16 protein-coding genes are annotated in these 19,395 nt (G+C 71.4%); all 16 read left to right on the forward strand.

The window, feature by feature from the left end:
- Positions 1-10: 10 nt before the first annotated feature.
- The 16 genes from ESG85_RS27355 (at position 11) to ESG85_RS27425 (ending at position 19,385) form a co-directional block, all read left to right on the forward strand.
- Complete coding sequence (locus ESG85_RS27355) at positions 11-1,822, forward strand: beta-N-acetylhexosaminidase (protein ID WP_281288086.1); 1,812 nt, start codon at positions 11-13, stop codon at positions 1,820-1,822.
- A 243-nt stretch (positions 1,823-2,065) separates the two neighbouring features.
- Entirely contained in the window at positions 2,066-2,953 is an 888-nt protein-coding gene (locus ESG85_RS27360; RefSeq protein WP_128983795.1) for an FAD binding domain-containing protein, read from the forward strand.
- Positions 2,950-4,494, forward strand: coding sequence for a (2Fe-2S)-binding protein (locus tag ESG85_RS27365; protein WP_425471284.1), 1,545 nt, complete (start codon positions 2,950-2,952; stop codon positions 4,492-4,494). The genes ESG85_RS27360 and ESG85_RS27365 overlap by 4 nt, the downstream gene beginning before the upstream one ends.
- On the forward strand, positions 4,491-6,773 hold the full coding sequence (locus tag ESG85_RS27370; RefSeq protein ID WP_246095313.1) for a molybdopterin cofactor-binding domain-containing protein: 2,283 nt from the start codon (positions 4,491-4,493) through the stop codon (positions 6,771-6,773). The genes ESG85_RS27365 and ESG85_RS27370 overlap by 4 nt, the downstream gene beginning before the upstream one ends.
- Positions 6,774-6,861: 88 nt before the next feature.
- Positions 6,862-7,293 (forward strand): hypothetical protein, encoded by a 432-nt coding sequence (locus tag ESG85_RS27375; RefSeq protein ID WP_342781419.1) that lies wholly within the window; start codon positions 6,862-6,864, stop codon positions 7,291-7,293.
- Positions 7,294-7,306: 13 nt separating this feature from the next.
- Positions 7,307-9,664 carry a hypothetical protein gene (locus tag ESG85_RS27380; protein WP_128983797.1) on the forward strand — a complete coding sequence of 786 codons (2,358 nt, stop codon included), beginning with the start codon at positions 7,307-7,309 and terminating at the stop codon, positions 9,662-9,664.
- A complete protein-coding gene (locus tag ESG85_RS27385; RefSeq protein WP_128983799.1) occupies positions 9,664-10,344 on the forward strand; it encodes a hypothetical protein in 681 nt (226 codons plus the stop codon). Before ESG85_RS27380 ends, ESG85_RS27385 begins: the two co-directional genes overlap by 1 nt.
- A gap of 104 nt (positions 10,345-10,448) precedes the next feature.
- Positions 10,449-10,589 (forward strand): hypothetical protein, encoded by a 141-nt coding sequence (locus tag ESG85_RS35145; RefSeq protein WP_164986327.1) that lies wholly within the window; start codon positions 10,449-10,451, stop codon positions 10,587-10,589.
- A gap of 160 nt (positions 10,590-10,749) precedes the next feature.
- Positions 10,750-11,430, forward strand: coding sequence for a hypothetical protein (locus ESG85_RS27390; RefSeq protein ID WP_128983801.1), 681 nt, complete (start codon positions 10,750-10,752; stop codon positions 11,428-11,430).
- Positions 11,431-11,661: 231 nt separating this feature from the next.
- Entirely contained in the window at positions 11,662-12,213 is a 552-nt protein-coding gene (locus ESG85_RS27395) for a hypothetical protein (protein ID WP_181019131.1), read from the forward strand.
- Positions 12,214-12,246: 33 nt separating this feature from the next.
- Entirely contained in the window at positions 12,247-13,770 is a 1,524-nt protein-coding gene (locus ESG85_RS27400; protein WP_128983803.1) for a hypothetical protein, read from the forward strand.
- Between the two features lie 17 nt (positions 13,771-13,787).
- Positions 13,788-15,020, forward strand: coding sequence for a type VII secretion-associated serine protease mycosin (mycP, locus tag ESG85_RS27405; RefSeq protein ID WP_128983805.1), 1,233 nt, complete (start codon positions 13,788-13,790; stop codon positions 15,018-15,020).
- Between the two features lie 154 nt (positions 15,021-15,174).
- On the forward strand, positions 15,175-15,702 hold the full coding sequence (locus ESG85_RS27410) for a hypothetical protein (protein WP_128983807.1): 528 nt from the start codon (positions 15,175-15,177) through the stop codon (positions 15,700-15,702).
- Positions 15,703-15,796: 94 nt separating this feature from the next.
- Positions 15,797-17,455 carry a hypothetical protein gene (locus ESG85_RS27415; RefSeq protein ID WP_128983809.1) on the forward strand — a complete coding sequence of 553 codons (1,659 nt, stop codon included), beginning with the start codon at positions 15,797-15,799 and terminating at the stop codon, positions 17,453-17,455.
- A 28-nt stretch (positions 17,456-17,483) separates the two neighbouring features.
- Complete coding sequence (mycP, locus tag ESG85_RS27420) at positions 17,484-18,728, forward strand: type VII secretion-associated serine protease mycosin (protein WP_128983811.1); 1,245 nt, start codon at positions 17,484-17,486, stop codon at positions 18,726-18,728.
- 234 nt (positions 18,729-18,962) lie between these two features.
- The gene (locus ESG85_RS27425) at positions 18,963-19,385 is read left to right on the forward strand and encodes a hypothetical protein (protein WP_128983813.1); all 423 of its coding nucleotides are present in this window, start codon (positions 18,963-18,965) and stop codon (positions 19,383-19,385) included.
- Positions 19,386-19,395: the final 10 nt, after the last annotated feature.

The raw sequence follows: 19,395 nt of genomic DNA on the forward strand, positions 1-19,395 counted from the left end.
GACGGACGCGATGACCGTGCAACAGCCGTACCCCGGCATGGACCTGATCCCGGCGCCCCTCGCCATGGAGGTACGCGGCAGCTCGACCGGGTACGTCTCCCTGGACGAACGCACCACCCTCGACGCCGGACCCGGCACGCACGACACCGCCCGCTGGCTGCGGGCGACGCTCGGCGCCGCCACCGGCCTCCCGCTCGCCGACGGCGCCGGCCCCTTCGCCGTACGCCTGCGGATCAGCGCCGACGTACGGCGCGCGTACGGCCCCGAGGGCTACCGGCTGAGCACCGACGGCTCCGCCGCCGAGACGACCGGCGCGCCCGGGGCGCCCAGCACGACCGGAGTGCCCCGGGCGTCCAGCGCGCCCGAGTCATCCGAGTCATCCGAGGCACCCATGGCACCCATGGCACCCGAATCCGAGACATCCGGGTCGGCCGGCGCCGCCGTCCTCATCGAAGGCGGCGGCCCCGCGGGCGTGTTCTGGGGCGCCCAGACCCTCCGGCAGCTCCTCGGGCCCGACGCCCACCGCAAGGCACGCCTGGTGCGCGGCGCGCGCGACTGGGACCTGCCCCTGGTCACCGTCACCGACGCGCCCCGCTTCCCCTGGCGCGGCCTCATGCTCGACGTCGCCCGCCACTTCATGCCCAAGGACGACGTCCTGCGACAGCTCGACCTGATGGCCGCGCACAAGCTGAACGTGCTGCACCTGCACCTCACCGACGACCAGGGCTGGCGCCTCGAGATCAGGCGGCACCCGCGCCTCACCGAGGTCGGGGCATGGCGGGCGCGCAGCAAGTGGGGACACCGGGCCTCACCGCTGTGGAACGAGACGCCGCACGGCGGCTACTACACGCAGGACGACATCCGCGAGATCGTCGGCTACGCCGCCGACCGGCATATCTCGGTCGTCCCCGAGATCGACGTGCCGGGCCACTCGCAGGCCGCCATCGCCGCGTACCCCGAACTCGGCAACACCGACGTCATCGACACCACCGCCCTCTCCGTCTGGGACACCTGGGGAGTCAGTCCGAACGTACTCGCCCCCACTGACAACGTCCTGCGCTTCTACGAGGAGGTGCTCGAAGAGGTCCTCGACCTCTTCCCGGCCGAGGTCTCGCCCTTCGTCCACATCGGCGGCGACGAGTGCCCCAAGGACCAGTGGAAGGCCTCGCCCGCCGCCCGGGCCCGGATCGGGGAACTGGGCGTCGGCGACGCGGACGGTCTCCAGTCCTGGTTCGTCCGGCACTTCGACCGCTGGCTCGCCGAGCGCGGCCGCCGCCTCATCGGCTGGGACGAGATCCTGGAAGGCGGGCTCGCGCCCGGCGCCGCCGTGTCCTCCTGGCGCGGCTACGCGGGCGGGATCGCCGCCGCCGAGGCCGGCCACGACGTGGTGATGTGCCCCGAACAGCACGTCTACCTCGACCACCGGCAGGCGCCCGGCGACGACGAGCCGATGCCCATCGGGTACGTGCGGACGCTCGCGGACGTCTACCGCTTCGAGCCCGTCCCGCCCGGCCTGTCCGCCGCCGCGGCGGCCCACGTCATGGGAACCCAGGCCAACGTGTGGACCGAGGTGATGGAGAACCGGGCCCGCGTCGACTACCAGACCCAGCCGCGGCTCGCCGCCTTCGCCGAGGTCGCCTGGTCCCGGCTGCCCGCCCCCGAGGTACGTGATCTCGCCGATTTCGAACGCCGCATGACCACCCACTACCGCCGGCTCGACGCCCTCGGCGTCGACTACCGGCCGCCCTCCGGCCCCCGCCCCTGGCAGCGCCGCCCCGGTGTTCTCGGCCGTCCCCTGGAGGGGGAGCCCCCGAACGTGTGACGGCACCTACCGCCCGGTGTCACCCAAGAGCGGCAAAACGGAACTCCCGGTCCCCGAGGGGGTCTCCCGGCATCCTGGACGGAACCGTCCCTTCGCGGACCCTCGCGACGAACGGCTCGGAAGATGTGCCAGAGTTGCCACGTCCGGGCTGTGAGCACGTACGGTACGCCCACACAGGCGTGACACAGGCGTGACAGCCGGGGACGGTCGGGGATCACCGGGACACCGGGAAGGGGCAGCGGGTTGACCACGCACGCACCACAGACGGCATCACGGGCGGCGCGAGCCGTGACGCTGCCCGCCTCGCTCGACGAGGCCGTGGCAGCGCTCACGGCCATGCCGGCCGCCGTTCCCGTGGCCGGCGGCACCGACCTGATGGCCGCCGTCAACCGCGGGCAGCTGCGCCCCGCAGGACTCGTCGGACTCGGCCGGATCAACGAGATCCGCGGCTGGCAGTACCAGGACGGACACGCCCTGCTCGGCGCCGGCCTCACCCACGCCCGGATGGGCCGCCCCGACTTCGCGGCGCTCATCCCGGCCCTGGCCGCCGCCTCGCGCGTCGCGGGCCCGCCGCAGATCCGCAACGCCGGCACCCTCGGCGGCAACGTCGTCTCCGCCGCGCCCACCGGTGACTCGCTGCCCGTGCTCGCCGCGCTCGAGGCCGAGCTGGTCGTCGTCGGGCCGCTCGGCACCCGCGAGCTGCCCGTCGGCCACCTCCTGGCAGGCCGCGACATGCTGGCGCCCGGCGAACTCGTCGCTTTCGTGCGCGTGCCGCTGCTGCACGCCCCGCAGGTCTTCCTGAAGGCCACCGGCCGCACCGGCCCGGCCCGCGCCACCGCCTCCGTCGCCGTCGTCCTCGACCCGGCGCGCCGCGGCGTGCGCTGCGCGGTCGGCGCCATCGCGCCGATGCCGCTGCGGCCCCTGGAGGCCGAGCAGTGGATCGCCTCGCTGGTCGACTGGGACGCGGAGCGGGGCCTGGCGCCGGAGGCGCTGACCGCGTTCGGCGAGTACGTCGCCGCCGCGTGCATTCCGGACCCGGAGGGCGACGAGCCGTTGCCGCCCGCCGTACTGCACCTGCGGCGCACGGTCGCCGCGCTGTCCCGACGGGCACTGGGGAGGGCGCTGTCGTGAGCGACGAGGCACGGGGAAACCACGGACACGACGGGCCCCACGGGTCCCACGGGCCCCACGGCTCGGGCGGCTGGGAGCCGATCCCGCAGAGCGAGGGCTACGACGGCGACGCCACGGCCTTCGTGCAGCTGCCGCCCGACTTCATGCTGGACGGCATCCCGCTGGAGGCCCCGGGCCACGGCTACGTGCCGCCGATGATCGTCCCGCTGACGCCGCTGGCCCAGACCGACCCGTCGGCGACGGGCACGTGGCCGGTGCCACCGCCGGCGGAGCCCGTACCCGGGCAGGGGCAGGAACAGGTACCCGGGCAGGAGTTCCAGGAGTACGGGCAGGAGTACGGGCGGGAATACGCGCCGGCGTACGACACCGAGCCCGCGCCCGCGCCTGCGTACGAGTCGGCGCCCGCGCCCGCGTACGATGCCGGGCCGGGTTCGACGGGGCAGTGGACCATCCCGACGGTCGAGGACGGCACGGACGGCCTCGACGACTCGGGCGAGTACACGGCGTCCCGGCTCGCCCAGTACGCGAGCGGCGCCCCCGCGACCCTGCCGGGCGGCGCGCCGGCGCCGTGGGCGGTGACGGAGCCGGAGCCGGAGCCGATCGCGGACCTGGGTGCGGAGCCCGAGCCGGAGCCGGTCGCCGAGGAGACGGCGGAGCCCGTACCCGTACCGGAATCCGCCTCCGTACAGGAGCCCGTCCCCGCATCCGTACAGGAACCCGTACAGGAACCCGTAGAGGAATCCGCGGAACCGGATCCGGCGCCCGAGCCGGAGTCGGATCCCGTGCCGGAGCCGGATCCCGTGCCCGAGCCGGAGCTCGTGCTTCCGCGGGAGTCGCTCGACGCCGCTCCCACGGACGCCGCCGGGGCGAGGTTCGACGACGTCGTCCCCGGTGACAGCCGGGACAGCGACGAGCACCCCACCAGCGCGTACACCTTGCGTGTGAACGGCGTCGACCGGCCCGTCACCGACTCCTGGATCGGCGAGTCGCTGCTCTACGTGCTGCGGGAGCGGCTCGGCCTCGCCGGGGCCAAGGACGGCTGCTCGCAGGGCGAGTGCGGCGCGTGCAACGTGCAGGTCGACGGCCGGCTCGTCGCCTCCTGCCTGGTGCCGGCGGCCACGGCGGCCGGCTCCGAGGTGCGGACGGTCGAGGGCCTCGCCGTGGACGGCGAGCCGTCCGATGTGCAGCGGGCGCTGGCGAAGTGCGGCGTGCAGTGCGGTTTCTGCATCCCGGGCATGGCGATGACCGTGCACGACCTGCTCGAGGGCAATCACGCGCCGACCGAGCTGGAGACCCGTCAGGCGCTGTGCGGCAACCTGTGCCGCTGCTCGGGCTACCGCGGTGTCCTCGACGCCGTGAACGAGATCGTCGCGGGGCGTGGGGCCGGGGCGGAATCCGCGCAGTCGGCGTCGCCGTCGGCGGCGTCCCCGTCCTCGATGCAGTCCCCGTCCTCGGTGCCGTCCTCGTCCTCGTCCCCGGACGGGGCGGCCGCCCGTATCCCGCACCAGATTCCCCACCCGCACGACGGAGGCACGGCGTGAGCAGCGACCCGACGACCACGGAGCCCGAGGGCCTCGGCCTGGGTCTCGGCGTCTCGCTCCCGCAGGCCGACGCGCGGGCGAAGACCGAGGGCACCTTCCCGTACGCCTCCGACCTGTGGGCCGAGGGCCTGCTGTGGGCGGCGATCCTGCGCTCGCCGCACCCGCACGCCCGGATCGTGTCGATCGACACGTCGGCGGCGGCCGAGATGCCCGGCGTACGGGCCGTGGTCACCCACGCCGACGTGCCGGGCGCCGCGACGTACGGCCGGCGGGTCGCCGACCGTCCCGTCTTCGCCTCCGACCTGGTCCGGCACCACGGCGAGGCGATCGCCGCCGTGGCCGCCGACCACCCGGACACGGCACGGCTCGCGGCCGCCGCGATCGCGGTCGAGTACGAGGTCCTGGAGCCGGTCACCGACCCCGAGAAGGCCTTCGCCGCCGAGCCGCTGCACCCCGACGGCAACCTGATCCGGCACATCCCGCTCAGCTTCGGCGACCCGGAGGTGACCGGCGAGGTGGTCGTCGAGGGCCTGTACCGGATCGGCCGGCAGGACACGGCGCCGATCGGCGCCGAGGCCGCGCTGGCGGTGCCGCGGCCCGACGGCGGCGTGGAGATCTACACGGCGTCGACCGACCCGCACACCGACCGCGACCTGGCCGCCGCCTGCTTCGGGCTGCCGCCCGAGCAGGTCAAGGTCGTCGTGACCGGTGTGCCCGGCGCGACCGGCGACCGCGAGGACCCGGGCTTCCAGATCCCGCTGGGCCTGCTCGCGCTCCGCACCGGATGCCCGGTCAAGCTCGCCGCGACCCGCGAGGAGTCCTTCCTCGGCCACGCCCACCGCCATCCCACCCTGCTGCGCTACCGCCACCACGCGGACGCCGAGGGCCGGCTGGTGAAGGTCGAGGCGCAGATCCTGCTCGACGCGGGCGCCTACGCCGACTCCTCGTCCGAATCCCTGGCCGCCGCCGTCTCCTTCGCCTGCGGCCCGTACGTCGTCCCGCACGCCTTCGTCGAAGGCTGGGCGATGCGCACCAACAACCCGCCGTCCGGCCATGTGCGGGGCGAGGGCGCGATGCAGGTGTGCGCGGCGTACGAGGCGCAGATGGACAAGCTCGCCGGGAAGCTGGGCCTGGACCCGGCGGAGCTGCGGATGCGCAACGTGCTGGCGACCGGCGACATCCTGCCCACCGGCCAGACCGTGACCTGCCCGGCTCCGGTGGCCGAACTCCTCGCCGCCGTACGGGACTTCCCGCTGCCGTCGCTGCCCATGGAATCCCCGGAGGACGACTGGCTGCTGCCCGGCGGGCCGGACGGCGCGGGGGAGCCGGGCGCGGTGCGGCGGGGCGTCGGCTACGCGATCGGCATGGTGCACATGCTGGGCGCCGAGGGCACCGACGAGGTGTCGACGGCGACGGTACGGGTCCAGGACGGCGTGGCGACGGTCATCTGCGCGGCCGTGGACACGGGTTCGGGCTTCTCGACGCTCGCCCGCCAGATCGTGCAGGACACCCTGGGCGTCGACGAGGTCCACGTGGCCCCCGTCGACACCGATCAGCCGCCGGCCGGCCCGGCCACCCACGGCCGCCACACCTGGGTCTCGGGCGGCGCGGTCGAGCGCGCGGCGAAGATGGTCCGCACCCAGCTCCTGCAGCCGCTGGCGCACAAGTTCGGCATGTCGACCGAACTGCTCCAGATCACCGACGGCAAGATCACCTCGTACGACGGGGTGCTGTCGACGACGGTCGCCGAGGCGATGGAGGGCAAGGAACTCTGGGCCACCGCCCAGTGCCGCCCGCACCCCACCGAGCCCCTCGACGACTCCGGCCAGGGCGACGCCTTCGTCGGCCTCGCCTTCTGCGCGATCCGCGCGGTCGTGGACGTCGACGTGGAGCTCGGCGCGATCCGGGTCGTGGAGATGGCCGTCGCGCAGGACGTCGGCCGGATCCTCAACCCGGCCCAGCTGACCACCCGTATCGAGGCGGGCGTCACCCAGGGCGTCGGCGCGGCCCTCACCGAGAACCTCCGCACCTCCCGCGGCCTGGTCCGCCGCCCCGACCTGACGGGCTACGCCCTCCCGACCTCCCTCGACGCCCCGGACATTCGCATCGTGAAACTCGTCGAGGAACGCGACGTCGTCGCCCCCTTCGGCGCCAAACCCGTCAGCGCGGTCCCGGTCGTCACCTCCCCGGCCGCGGTGGCCTCCGCGGTCCGCGCCGCCACGGGCCGCCCCGTCAACCGCCTCCCGATCAGACCGCAGGCGGCGGTGGTGGTGGCCTGAAGTACCCCCTTTGCACCGGCCGTTGCACTAGCATCGGCCGGCAGCAGCGCGTGGGCGGCGGGGGAGCCGCCCACGGAGAGGGGGAGCTGTGTCAGCGGACTCGTTCGACCAGGAGTGGGCCGCCGCCCGCGCCGACGTACACCAGCGCACCGCCATGCGCCTCGACCAGGCGGATCCCGGCGGGGGCGGAGGCGGCGGAGCCGACTTGGCCGTCAGCCGGAACCACTTGGGCGCGATCGGCCATGCCGCGTTCGCCCTGCACGGCCGCCTCGCCAAGGACGGCAACCACGCCGCCTCCCTCACCACGGAGGCGAGCGGCGACCTGACCAAGAACGCCTTCCTCACGGGCTCGGCCCTGGCGACCGTCCACAAGACCTGGGACGCGCAGCTCCGCACCCTGCTGGACGCCTGCGCGCAGATCTCGAACCACCTCGACTACAGCGCCGCCGCCCACGCGAAGGACGACGAGGACATCCGGGCGGCCCTGTCGGTCTCCAAGCTCAACGAGTACCTGACGTAAGGGCGGGCCGACGATGCTGACCTACGACAACGTCATGCAGGCCTCGCTCGGCAAGCTGAAGAGCGCGGTCGACCACTGGTCCGAGATGAAGACGAAACTCGACCGCCTCGCCGAGGACGCCCGCACCACGATGGCCGCGAAGGCCAAGGACGACTACTGGCGCGGCGTCAACGCCGAGGTCACCAAGCCGTTCGTGGACAAGACCGCCAAGGAGTTCGCGGACGCCGCGAAGGCCGCCGAGGGCGTGCACAAGATCCTTCTCCAGGGCTACGAGGCCTTCAGGAAGGCCCAGGACGACTTACGCCACATCGCCGAGACGGAGGCGCCGAAGCAGAAGCTGGTCGTCAGAAGCAACGGCACCGTCGAGGCGCCTCATCCGATCTCCCGGCTCAATGACGCCGAACTGCGCCGGGACGCGGACTACCTCGCCCTGATCCGTCAGGAGGAGGAGCGGATCGGCGCCCTTCAGGAGCGCATCGGCGCCATCCTCGAAACGTGCGACGAAGCCGACCTGGCCTGCGCCAACGCCCTCAAGGCGAACATCACGGCGGACCGGCACGACTTCAGCGCTCCGAAGTACTCCAGCCTCGACGCGGAAGAGGCCCACCGGGCTCTCGAACTCGCCCGGAAGGGCCAGGAGCTGTCACACTCGGAGCTCGTCCGTCTCAACGAGCTGCTCGCGGACAACAGTTCTTCCAAGGAGTTCGCCCGCACCTTCTACGACGGTCTCGGTCCGAGGAAGTCGCTCATGTTCTTCGGGCACCTGTCGGCGGACACCTACGAGTACGGCAAGGTGGACGAACAGCGCCTCGCCGACGTTCGGGAACTCCAGAAGAACCTCGGCCTGAACCTCGCCCAGGCGACCCGCGCGGACAACGCATGGGCCGACCGCTGGTCCGCCGAGATGCGGAGCCTCGGCACCGAGCGCATTCCCATGGCCAGGAACGACTACAACGCGCCCTACGGCTACCAGCTACTCGGCGGCCTCCTCCGCAACGGCGACTACAACCCCCGGTTCCTCGTGCCGGTCGCCGAGCACGTCACGCAGCTGCACGCCAAGGACCCGAAGACGTTCGCCGAGAGCAAGGGCTTCGGCGGGTTCCGCAACAACCCGTTCAACCCCTCCGGCGTCAACGGCGCCGGCTACGACCCGGTGCTGCCGGTGCTGGAGGCCTTGGGGCACAGCCCCGAGGCGGCGAAGGAGTTCTTCTCGAAGGCGCCGACCTCGTACAAGGAGGACGGGACGCCCGGCGGCGACTACTCACTCGGGACGGACGAGAAGGGCGGGTTCAAGACGTATCTGAGCGTCTTCACCGACGAGAAGTACGAGTCCTTCCCCGACACCGACGGCCGCGGCCCGGAGGAGGCGGCGAAAACCAAGGACTTCCTGCCCGACGCCCTGGGGCACGCCCTGGAGGCGGCCACGCTGGGCCACGCCTGGGACGACCCGCATCCGAAGCTCGTTCGGGACGAGACGACCGCGGGGATCATGCAGGAGGTAGTCGGCGTGTACGGCGACGCCACGTTCCTGAAGGAGCATCACTCGGCGCTGGCCGACAGCCTGGGGACGATGGCGGCGGGGTACATCGACGACCTCAACTGGGCGGTGGGGGACGGCAATGTGGCGCAGAGCGTGTTTGCGCCACGGGGGGATGTGGGGGAGCGGGGGGCTCATGCGCTCCTCCGACCCGATGACGCCGTTGCCTTCCTCAGTACGCTCGGACAGCATCCTGACAGCTACGCCACGGTTTCCGTCGCCGAGCAGGCCTACCTCACCAGTGTGCTGGAGCGAGAGGCACAGGAGCATGGTGGTCGGATTGATGCAGGTCGCGTCGATGCGGCCGTCTCCACCGGCGCCGCCATCCATGGGCTCGTGGACCGCGCGCGGGCGGATCAGATCACAGCCGAGTCGCTGAAGACCCAGGAGGACTTCGAGAAGGCTCAGGAAGCAAGAGGCGCGTGGATCGAGTTCGGTACGACCGCGGCCATCGCGGCCGGAGTCGCGTTCCTTCCAGCGACAGCGGCGGCTGCAGGTGCCGCGGCCATCGTGGTGCCTCTGGCCGTGGACACGGGTAGTGGCGCCATGGAGACGTTGGCGGGCCGTCTGGTCGCGGAGTCGTCGGACGAGACGGCCGACGAACACAAGGGAGACCTGGAAGAACAGGCGCGGCAGGCAAGGGCAGCCGTGTTCGCCCGAGGCAGGGAGGCCTCCCTCACGCCTTTGAACCAGTTCCTCATGTACCACCAGGGCGAACTGAGCAACGAGGAGGTGCAGAACATCGTGAACGCCCGACGCAACGCCTACAACGACGGTGGCCTGACCCAGGGCCGGCAGGGCACTCTTCCGCAGACAGGCGGGGAAGACGAGTGATGGCTGGCGCTGCCTGTGTCTACAGGAAGACCGGTCTCCTCGTGGCGGGGGCGCTGGCCCTTGCCGCCTGCGGTCAAGGGCAGGAGCACAGGCCGAGGGTGACGGCGCAGGAGCAGTGTGACGGGACGATCTCTGCTGCGGCGGCGCCGGCGCTCAAGAGGGCGGTGGTCACGGAGGGGTTCACGGACGCGCCCACGGGGTGGCTCGACGAGACGGCGGCGAAGTTGAGGGAGGACTATGCCAAGAGAGCCATCGTCAGTCTGGGGACCAGCGAGTGCGTGGCTTCCGCCGACAGGCCGCGCAACCACCTGAGCGTCAAATTCGGCGTCTACCGCGAGCGCTCCCTCGGGACCTACTCCGGGAGACCCTATATGTACCCCTACGACATGGGGGAAGAGGCGCAGGTCGGATACCGGTGGACCGTCCTTTACGTCCGATGCACAAGCGATCAGTTGAAGGGCTCGGACCGGCGCCCCGCCCGCTTCAGGGGCATCCTCGTGGTCGAGGAGTCGTCGACCCCGGACACCGCTGCCACACGTGAGGACAATCTCGTCATCCTTCATTCGGTCGCGCTCGCTCTCGTGAGGAAGCTGGGCTGCGTGAACGACGCCGGTCTGCCGTCCACACCGGTGATCAAACCGCTGAAGCCGGCGAAGGTGTGGCCTCCGGGTCCGATCTGACGGACTCGGCCCGCGAGCGGTCGTTGGCGTCGGGGGGTGGCAGGAGGGGCGTCGAGCGCGGCTCGGGACTCGTGTGCGACGGCGCCCAGGGCAATGGGGCAGGTTTGGTGGGCTGTGGCGGCGGCTCGGCAGTCGCCCCGGACGAGTGCGAGGAGAAGCGGAGGAGGCGTCCCGGCTATCTCGTCGAGGACGGAGAGATCTGGCAGCAGGACGGCCGCCGCGTGGCGCCGTCCGTCATCGACTGATCGGTGCGAGGGAGCAGATGGGTACCAGTGGCCTTCGACGGAGCCGCCGTGCCGGCCAAAGCGAGTGCTTGACCGGTGAGTTCGTGGCTTGGCGAGAGCCCGCGAAGGTCCGTGGGGCGGCTGGGGGAACGTTGCCGCAGACCGGCGAAGGAGGCGAGGCATGACGAGCCGCGCGCGGGTTCCGCGGATCGCGGGCGTGTTCCTGGCGGGTTCTTTGACTCTTGTCGCCTGCGGTCAGGGGCAGGAGCACAGGCCGAGGGTGACGGCGCAGGAGCAGTGTGACGGGACGATCTCTGCTGCGGCGGCGCCGGCGCTCAAGAGGGCCTTGGCCACGGAGAAGTTCACGGATACACCCACGGGCTGGCTCGACGAGGCGGCGGCGAAGCTGAGGGACGACTACGCCAAGGGGGCCACCGTCAGTCTGGGGGCCAATGACTGCGTGGCGTCCGCCGATAAGCCGCGGAACCAACTGACCGTCGGCTTCGACGTGTACCAGGAACGTTCCCTCGGGACCTACTACGGAAGCCCCTACATGTACCCGTATGACATGGGTGCCGAGGCGGAGGTGGGCTATCGCTGGACGTACCTGTACGTCAGGTGTACGAGCGAGCAGTTGGAGGGCTCGGACCGGAGCCCCGCCCGCTTCAAGGGCATCCTCAACGTCAAGGAGTCGTCGACCCCGGACACCGCCGCCACGCGTGAGGACAATCTCGTCATCCTTCATTCGGTCACGCTCGCACTCGTCAGGAAGCTGGGCTGCGTGAACGACGCCGGTCTGCCGCCCACTCCGGTGATCAAACCGCTGAAGCCGGCGAAGGTGTGGCCTCCAGGTCCGATCTGACGGACTCGGCCCGCGAGCGGCCGTTGGCGTCGGGGGTCGGAGGAGGGGGCGGCGAGCGCCCCAAGTTACCGCAAGTTTGGGCGACTTGCGGAGTTGTAAACAATCGGCGCGGGCCACGGCGCATCCGCGGGACACGCAACCCGTGCACCGGTTTCTGTCGTGGATCTGTCTACAGTGAACTCCCGGGTATAATTCGGTATTTGCACGGTGCACGGGGGAGGAGCGCCAGGCATGGAAGCCTACATGGACGGGGCGGGTGCCCTGGGCGGCATGAGCAGGGAGGCCCTGCTCTACAACTCCGAGTCGATGACGGAGTTCAAGAAGGGGGTCGACGAACTCATCGCCGACCTCCTGGCCTCACCGGCCGCGCCCAAGAACATGAACTCGGACCAGGTGGTCCGTGGCCAGTTCGGCGGGGGCGGGGCCGCGTGGATCGAGGCGAACGACATCTTCTCGTCGTACAAGAGCGTCCTCGCGGAGCTGATCAGGCTCTCGGCTCTGTTGTCCGACTGTCTCGAGGGCCTGGGCATCGCGGTCGGCATCGCCAAGAACGGCATGGAACAGACCGACGAGGACATCCGGGCCAAGATGCTGGACATCAGCAAGCGGACCACGGAGGCCAAGACCGAGGCTGACCGGAAGGCCGGCTACGACACGACACCTTCCGGCAAGCCGGACGCCACGGGCTCGGCGAGCACGGACCCGCAGCGGCAGCCGACACCGGCCCCGGCCCAGCCGCAGCGCACGGAGACCGCCGACGGCGGCTCCACGGGCCTCGGCTAGCGAGCACAGGACACGGGGAAGGGGCTACTCACTATGGAGCAGAACGGCAACGCCGGGAGCGGCAGGGGGACCGACTTCCGTTCCATGTCACACCAGCAGATGCTGAACTGGCTGGACGAGGCGAGCAGTTTCTCCGTACGCAACGCCGGTGACCGTCTGGCCACGGCGGCGGCGAAGATGACGCAGATCGCGAAGGAACTCCAGAAGCGGCCCGGTCGCGTGGAGTGGGACAGCAAGGCGGAGCGGGCGTTCAAGGAATGGACCGCCAGCCTGGCGAGCACGACCCACAGCCTCGCCGACTACAGCGAGAACTCGGCGAAGTGGCTGGCCGAAGCCGCCAACGCCATCGCCGCCGCTCAGAGCTCCATCCCGCGCTACACCTCGAACGCGCAGGCCGAGGAGAACCTGGCGGCGGCGCGGAAGTACCACAACGATCCCGATTCCCAGACGATCGCGCGCAACGCCCGCAACCAGATGGCACCGGAGGGCGCCGACGCCGCGGCGATCAAGGCGAAGGAGGAAGCCAACCGGCAGAACGCGGCAGCGGAGATGGAACGGCTCTCGGCGACGTACCAGTGGTCGAGCATGCAGATGACGAGCTTCCAGATGCCGTCGTTCCAGCCGCCGCCGGCGGATTTCGTCCCCTCCGAGGCGGAGCGAAAGAGGAGCATCGATGCGAACCACATCGGAGGCACGGCACCTTCGGGGCAGGAGCGTCGCTCGGTCGCTGCGGAGACCGTTGCCTCACCAGCTGAACGGAGCTCGTCTTCCGAGCGGCAGCCCGCTCCATCGGCGCACGACATCACCAGGCCCACCCATGTGGGCCGCCCTGAGATTCCTGCCGAGTTGGGCATCGACAGCGTGAACACGTTGCCGCCTCCCACGACAGGCACCCCGCCGACCACCGGCATGCCGCCCGCCGCCGGTCAGCCGCCTGTCCCCACCGCGACACCGCCGCTGACCGCGCCGCCGAGCCCAGCGCTCGCACCTCCCACGCCGGGCAGGACAGGTCCGGGTGCGGTTCCGCCCATCAGCGGTACGAAGACACCGCTGTTCCCGGGGGCGCGCAACGTCCCCGGCCTCACCCCTGGCCCGCCGCCGACCGTGCCCCGTGAAGGCATCACCGGTGGGCGAGCCGTGCCGAACCATCCCGGCCGGACCGCCACGGGCATTCCGCGAAGCACGGTGATCGGAAACGAGCCCACCGCCGGCCGTGGCCCCATGGGTGGCCCCGGCATGACCGGGCCGATGGGCGGACCCGCCGGTCAGAGCGGTGTCACCGGCGGTCGGCGGCTGGCCTCCGAGCCGGGCGGGGTCGTCGGCGGCCACGCACAGCGACCCGGCGCGGCGAGCACGAGACTGTACACGCCCGGAGGCTCGGGACTCGTGCGCGACGGCGCCCACGGCACGGGGACTGGGGCGGTGGGCCGCGGCGGCTCCGCAGTCGCCCCGGACGGGCGTGAGGAGAAGCGGAGCAGGCGTCCCGGCTACCTTGTCGAGGACGAAGAGACCTGGCAGCAGGACGGCCGCCGCGTGGCGCCGCCCGTCATCGACTGATCGGCGCGAGGGAGCAGATGCGTACCAGCGGCATTCGACGGAGCCGTGCCCGGAACTTCACCACGGCCGGCCTCGGCCTGCTGCTGGTGGGCATCTCCTCCTTCCCCGCGCACGCCGAGAGCATCCGCGCGCAGCAATGGCACCTCGACATCATGCACGCGGAAGACATCTGGAAGATCAGCAAGGGCGAGGGTGTCACTGTCGCAGTCATCGACAGCGGGGTGGACAAGAACAACCCCGACCTCGTCGGCCGTGTGCTCGACGGGAGGGATCTCGCGCCGCGGGAGTCCGGTGACGAGCACACCGACGTGGACGGCCACGGCACGGGCATGGCGGGCCTCATCGCGGGAACGGGGAAAGCGCGGGGCGGTGACGGCGCCTTCGGCCTGGCGCCCGCGGCGAAGATCCTTCCGATCCGTCTGCCCGAACCGGACACGAACCGGAGCCAGAAGGACACCGACGACGACTTCAACAAGCTGGCGTCCGAGGCCATTCGGTACGCGGCGGATTCCGGCGCCAAGGTCATCAACGTCTCTCAGGGCGTGCGGTCGGGCTCCGAGCAGCTCACGGCTGCTGTGAAATACGCCCTCGACAAAGGCGCATTGGTGTTTGCCGCTGTCGGCAACTCCGGCGACAAGGCCAACGCACCGGAGTACCCCGGCGCCACACCTGGCGTCATCGGTGTCGGCGCCATCGACCAGAAGCTGACCAGGATCCCCACCTCGCAGCACGGGCCTCAGGTCGATGTGGTTGCTCCAGGAAAGGACATCGTGGCGCCCTGCGGTGGAGGCACCGGCCTGTGTAAATCGACCGGCACCAGCGATGCCACCGCCCTCGCCTCCGCCTCCGCCGCCCTCATCTGGGCCGAGCACCCCGACTGGACCAACAACCAGGTCCTCAAGGTCATGCTCAACACCGTTGCCGCTCCCGACGACGGTGCCGGGCGCAACGACTACATCGGCTACGGTGCCATCCGCCCGCTCCGCGCCCTGAAGACCCCCGGCGACCCCGGCCCGGCCGACGTACGACCGATCCCGGACCTCCCCGCGGATCCGACGGCTTCGGCCACCGCCTCCGCCACGCCGTCGGCCGCACCGTCCACCACCGATGCCGCCGCCGTGCCGACCCCGCAGGCGGACGACGCCCAAGCTGGGAGCGGCACGGGACTCTGGGTCGGACTCGGGGTCGGGGCGGTGGTACTGCTCGGGGCGGCCCTCGCCGTGCCGTTGATGAGGGCACGGCGACGCTGACCGATGGGCGACGCGCCGGACATCGGTCATCGCGCCAAGTGAGTCCGAAAATCGCCGTGTTGAAGCGCAGCCGGCGCTGTGTTCCGTCCGTCGTCCTGCCTACAGTGAAAGGCTGGGACTGACGACGCGAGCGGGGACACGGGGAGGAGTCATCGTGGAGGCGGTGGACAGCGGGGGCGGTACGGCCGCGGCGGGGCTCGGCATGGCGCCCCTGGTCGGCGGTGCCGCGGCGGCCATGGCGTACGAGGTCACCGAGCTGACCAAACTGCAGCAGGACGTGGACGAGCTGCTGCGGGGCTTCAAGGAGTCCGGTGCGGGGCCCCAGGCCATCGGCGAGGACTGGCTCGTGCAGGGCGCGCTGGCGGGGCCCGGGTTCCACGAGGCGGAGTACCTCTACTCCACGTACGACGTCGTGCGGACCGAACTGCTCATGTTCTCCCGGGTCCTGAGCCTCCAGCTCGAAAGCATGAAGATCGCGATCGCGCTGGCGAAGACCGGTTACGAGAACATCGACGACGACATCCGCGCGCGGATGGGCACGCTGAACACCCAGATCACCGAGCTGCAGCGCGAGACCCTGCCGCCGGCGAAGGCCCGTCTCGGCAAGGCCGGTCCGGGCGACACGGCCGGTCCGCAGGGCGGCGAGGCGCCCGCGGAGGACACCACCTCGCAGGGGTACTAGGCAGCACGGGCAGGCCGACGGGCAGCGCGTCCGTCATGGACGACGCGAACGACGCGAACGACGCGAACGAGCACAGGGACGGGGGAGGACGACCATGGGCACGCTGAACAAGCCGGAGACCGGGCCCACCAAACCGGAGACCGGGCCCACCAAGCCGGATGCCAGGCCGAAGAAGCCGGAGGCCCGGTCGACGCCGCTCGACGGACTGTCGACCGAGCAGATGCTGGCCATGCTCAAGCCCATCCAGCACGAGCGCGCGAGCCTGCTGGCCGCGAAGCTCACCGACGCGGCGGGCAAGATCGGCGAGATCGCGGACGTCCTGCAGCGGCGCGCCGGAGCCAATCTCCAGTGGAGCGGCGCGGGCTTCGAGTCCTTCATAGAGTGGTCGTCCGCCACCGCCAAGTCGACGCGGCAGCTGTCCGAGTACGCGAAGGAGGCAGGCAAGGGCCTGGCCAACGCGGCCAACGCCATGGCCACGGCGCGCAGCGGCGTGGACGAGATCGCCACGACGAGCGCCGCCGCGAAGACCGACTACGAGACTGCCCAGAAGACGCTCAACTCGGCCCGGCACGACCCCGGCGCCGGCAAGAACGAGGTCCGGGACGCCACGAACGAGATGAACGCGGCGGCGACGATCCGCGAGCGGGCGCGCATCGACGCCATGATGAAGCTGCGGTCGCTGGGCCAGACCTACACGTTCGAGGGCACGCTCGTGAACAACATCGAGCGACCGGTGTTCCCGCCGCCGGCGGGGTACCTGGGCGACGAGTGGCAGAAGTCGAACGAGTACATCCAGATGCCGGGAAGCCCGTCCAGGACGCACCGGTCGGGGACGACCGGTACGACGTACCGGACCGGTGACGTCGACCGTGGTCGCACTGACGTCACGGACGACACGCGCACGGTCCGCGGTGCGGACGACACGCGCACGGTCCGAGGTTCGGACGGCCGGCCCGTCGGTTCCGTCGATCCCTTCGTCATCACTCCGCCCGATCCCACGCGTGTCCTCCCGGAGCGTCCCGCCGACATGGGGATCGACTCGGTGATCACCCGCCCCGAGGTCCCGACCGTCCCCACCACCCCGCTGCCGGTGAAGCCGGAAGGTCCCACACACCCCGGCGGCACCCCGTACATCCCGCCCACCTTCACCAACGGTCCGGTCGGCGGCCCGCCGGCAACGCTGCCACCGGCGACCGGCACGGCGAAGGGGCTTCCGCCCCTCCGTACGGGTCCGCTCGGCCCCGGCGGCACCCTGCCGCGCCTCCCGCAGGAGCACGGCATCGTCGGCGGGCGTCCCGTGCCGCCGACCACGGGCGGGCGCAACGCCACCGGTCTCCCGCGCAGCACCGTGATCGGCGGCGAGCAGCCGTACGGCCGGGGCGGTACGGGCGGTGTACCCGGCCCGCACGCGGGCGGCGGGACCGGGCCGGGCAACGGCCCCGCGGCCGGTCGCCGCCTCGCCTCCGAGCAGGGTGGCGTGGTCGGCGGCAGACCCCAGCCGCGCGGTCAGGCGAGCGGTCGGCCGTTCACACCCGGTGGCACCGGGCTCGTGCGCGGCGGGCAGGGGCAGCCGGGTGCCGGGACCGGACCGGTGGTCGGACGCCCGGCAGCGGGCGGCACGGGAGCGGCCGGCACAGGAGCAGACGAACGCGACGAACGCCGTACCCGGCGCCCCGACTACCTTGTCGAGGACGAGGAAACCTGGCAGCAGCAGAACAAGAAGCGGCCCATCGTCCCCCCGGTCGTCGACTGACCCGTAAGCGAAGGACACGGAGAAACAGATGCGCACCAGCAGTGGACGGGCCGTGCGGCACGGTTCCCTGGGGGCGGCCGCGATGGCCCTGACACTGCTCGGCATCGGCGCCACGCCGGCCCACGCCGAGTCCGTGCGGGACATGCAGTGGCATCTCGACGCCATGCAGGCCGAGGAGATGTGGAAGATCAGCAAGGGCGAGGGCGTCGTCGTCGCGGTCATCGACTCGGGCGTCGACGACACGATTCCCGACCTTCGCGGTCAGGTCCTGCCCGGCAAGGACTACTCGCATCTGTCGGGAGACGAGAACCACGACATCGACGACCACGGAACGGGCATGGCGGCGCTCATCGCGGCCACCGGCGCCCGCGGCCCGCAGAAGGGATCCTTCGGGCTGGCGCCGAAGGCGAAGATCCTGCCGATCCGGATCCCCTACAACCAGGAGCGATGGCAGGTCAAGGACCGGGTCAACGAGAGCTTTTCCCAGGTCATGGCGAACGCCATCAGGTTCGCCGCCGACTCCCAGGCGAAGGTCATCAGCATCTCCGTGGGCAACAGCAAGAGCCGTATCGGCCCTGAACTGGAACAAGCGGTTCGCTACGCCCTGTCCAAGGACAAGCTGGTCTTCGCCGCCGTCGGCAACGACGGCGACCGGGACAACGCCGCGAAGTACCCGTCCGCCACTCCGGGCGTCGTCGGAGTGGCCGGTCTGGACGAGAAGGCGGCCTGGTGGGCCAAGTCCCAGACCGGCCCGCACGTCGACCTCGCCGCGCCCGCGGAGAACATCGTGTCCGCCTGCTCCAAGGGCACCCAGCTCTGCGGTGGCAGCGGCACCAGCGATGCCACCGCCCTCGCCTCCGCCTCCGCCGCCCTCATCTGGGCCGAGCATCCCGACTGGACCAACAACCAGGTCCTGCGCGTCATGCTCAACACCGCCGGCAAGCCGCAGGGCGGCAAGGAGCGGACCGACTACATCGGCTACGGGGCCATCCGCCCGCGCATCGCACTGACCGATCCGGGCGACCCCGGACCCGCCGACGTACGCCCGATCCCGGACCTGCCGGCGGAACCGCCGGTCACCGCCCCCGCCTCCGCCACGCCGTCCGCCGCACCGTCCACCACCGATCCGGCCGCAGCCGGCGCGCCGGCCGCGCGGGCGGCAGCCGAGGACGAAGACGGCGGCAGCGGCCTGTGGATCGCTCTGGGGGTCGCGGCGGCCCTGCTGCTGGGGGCCGCGGTCGCCGTGCCCGTGCTGCGGTCACGGCGCGGGTGAACGATCAGCAGGACGGGCGGTGCGACTTGACGCAGTAACTGTGCATCTGCGGATGCCGTTTGCGGCGGGGTGGCCCGGACCCGTCCCTGCTCACGCGGGGTTTCCGTGCGGGCGGGCGGCGGGGCGACGGCCGACATCTTCGGCCGTGGCCCCGCCGCTGCCGTGTGCATCAGTAAACTCCCGGCGTCCGACAGACTGAGCACAGCCGAATCGAACAGTGATCATGGGGGAATCGTGACGTTCGAGGAAGAGTGGGCCGCGGAGAGCAGCGCAGCGGCGAACCGGGCGAGTACGAGGCTGAACCAGTTGCCAGCCGACCCGGGAGGCGGTGGTGGCGCCGACCTCGGGGTGAAGCAGGACCACCTGGGTGCCGTCGGTCACGCGGCCCACGAACTGCACGGCCGACTGCTGAAGGACGGCAACCACGCCCGCAACGACACGTCGGGAGCGGCGACCGACCTGTCGAACAACGGCTTCCGGTCCGGTTCCGCCTTGGCGACGGTGCAGGAGACCTGGGGCTCCCAGCTCGGCACGCTGCTGGACGCCTGCGCGCACATCTCCAACCACCTCGACTACAGCGCGGCCGCGCACGCGAGGGACGACGAGGAGATCAAGGCGGCACTCGCCGTGTCCAAGATCAACGAGTACTTCACGTAGGCGGGGGAGC

The sequence above is a fragment of the Streptomyces roseicoloratus genome, assembly GCF_004117935.1.
In the GTDB taxonomy this organism is placed as follows: domain Bacteria; phylum Actinomycetota; class Actinomycetes; order Streptomycetales; family Streptomycetaceae; genus Streptomyces; species Streptomyces roseicoloratus.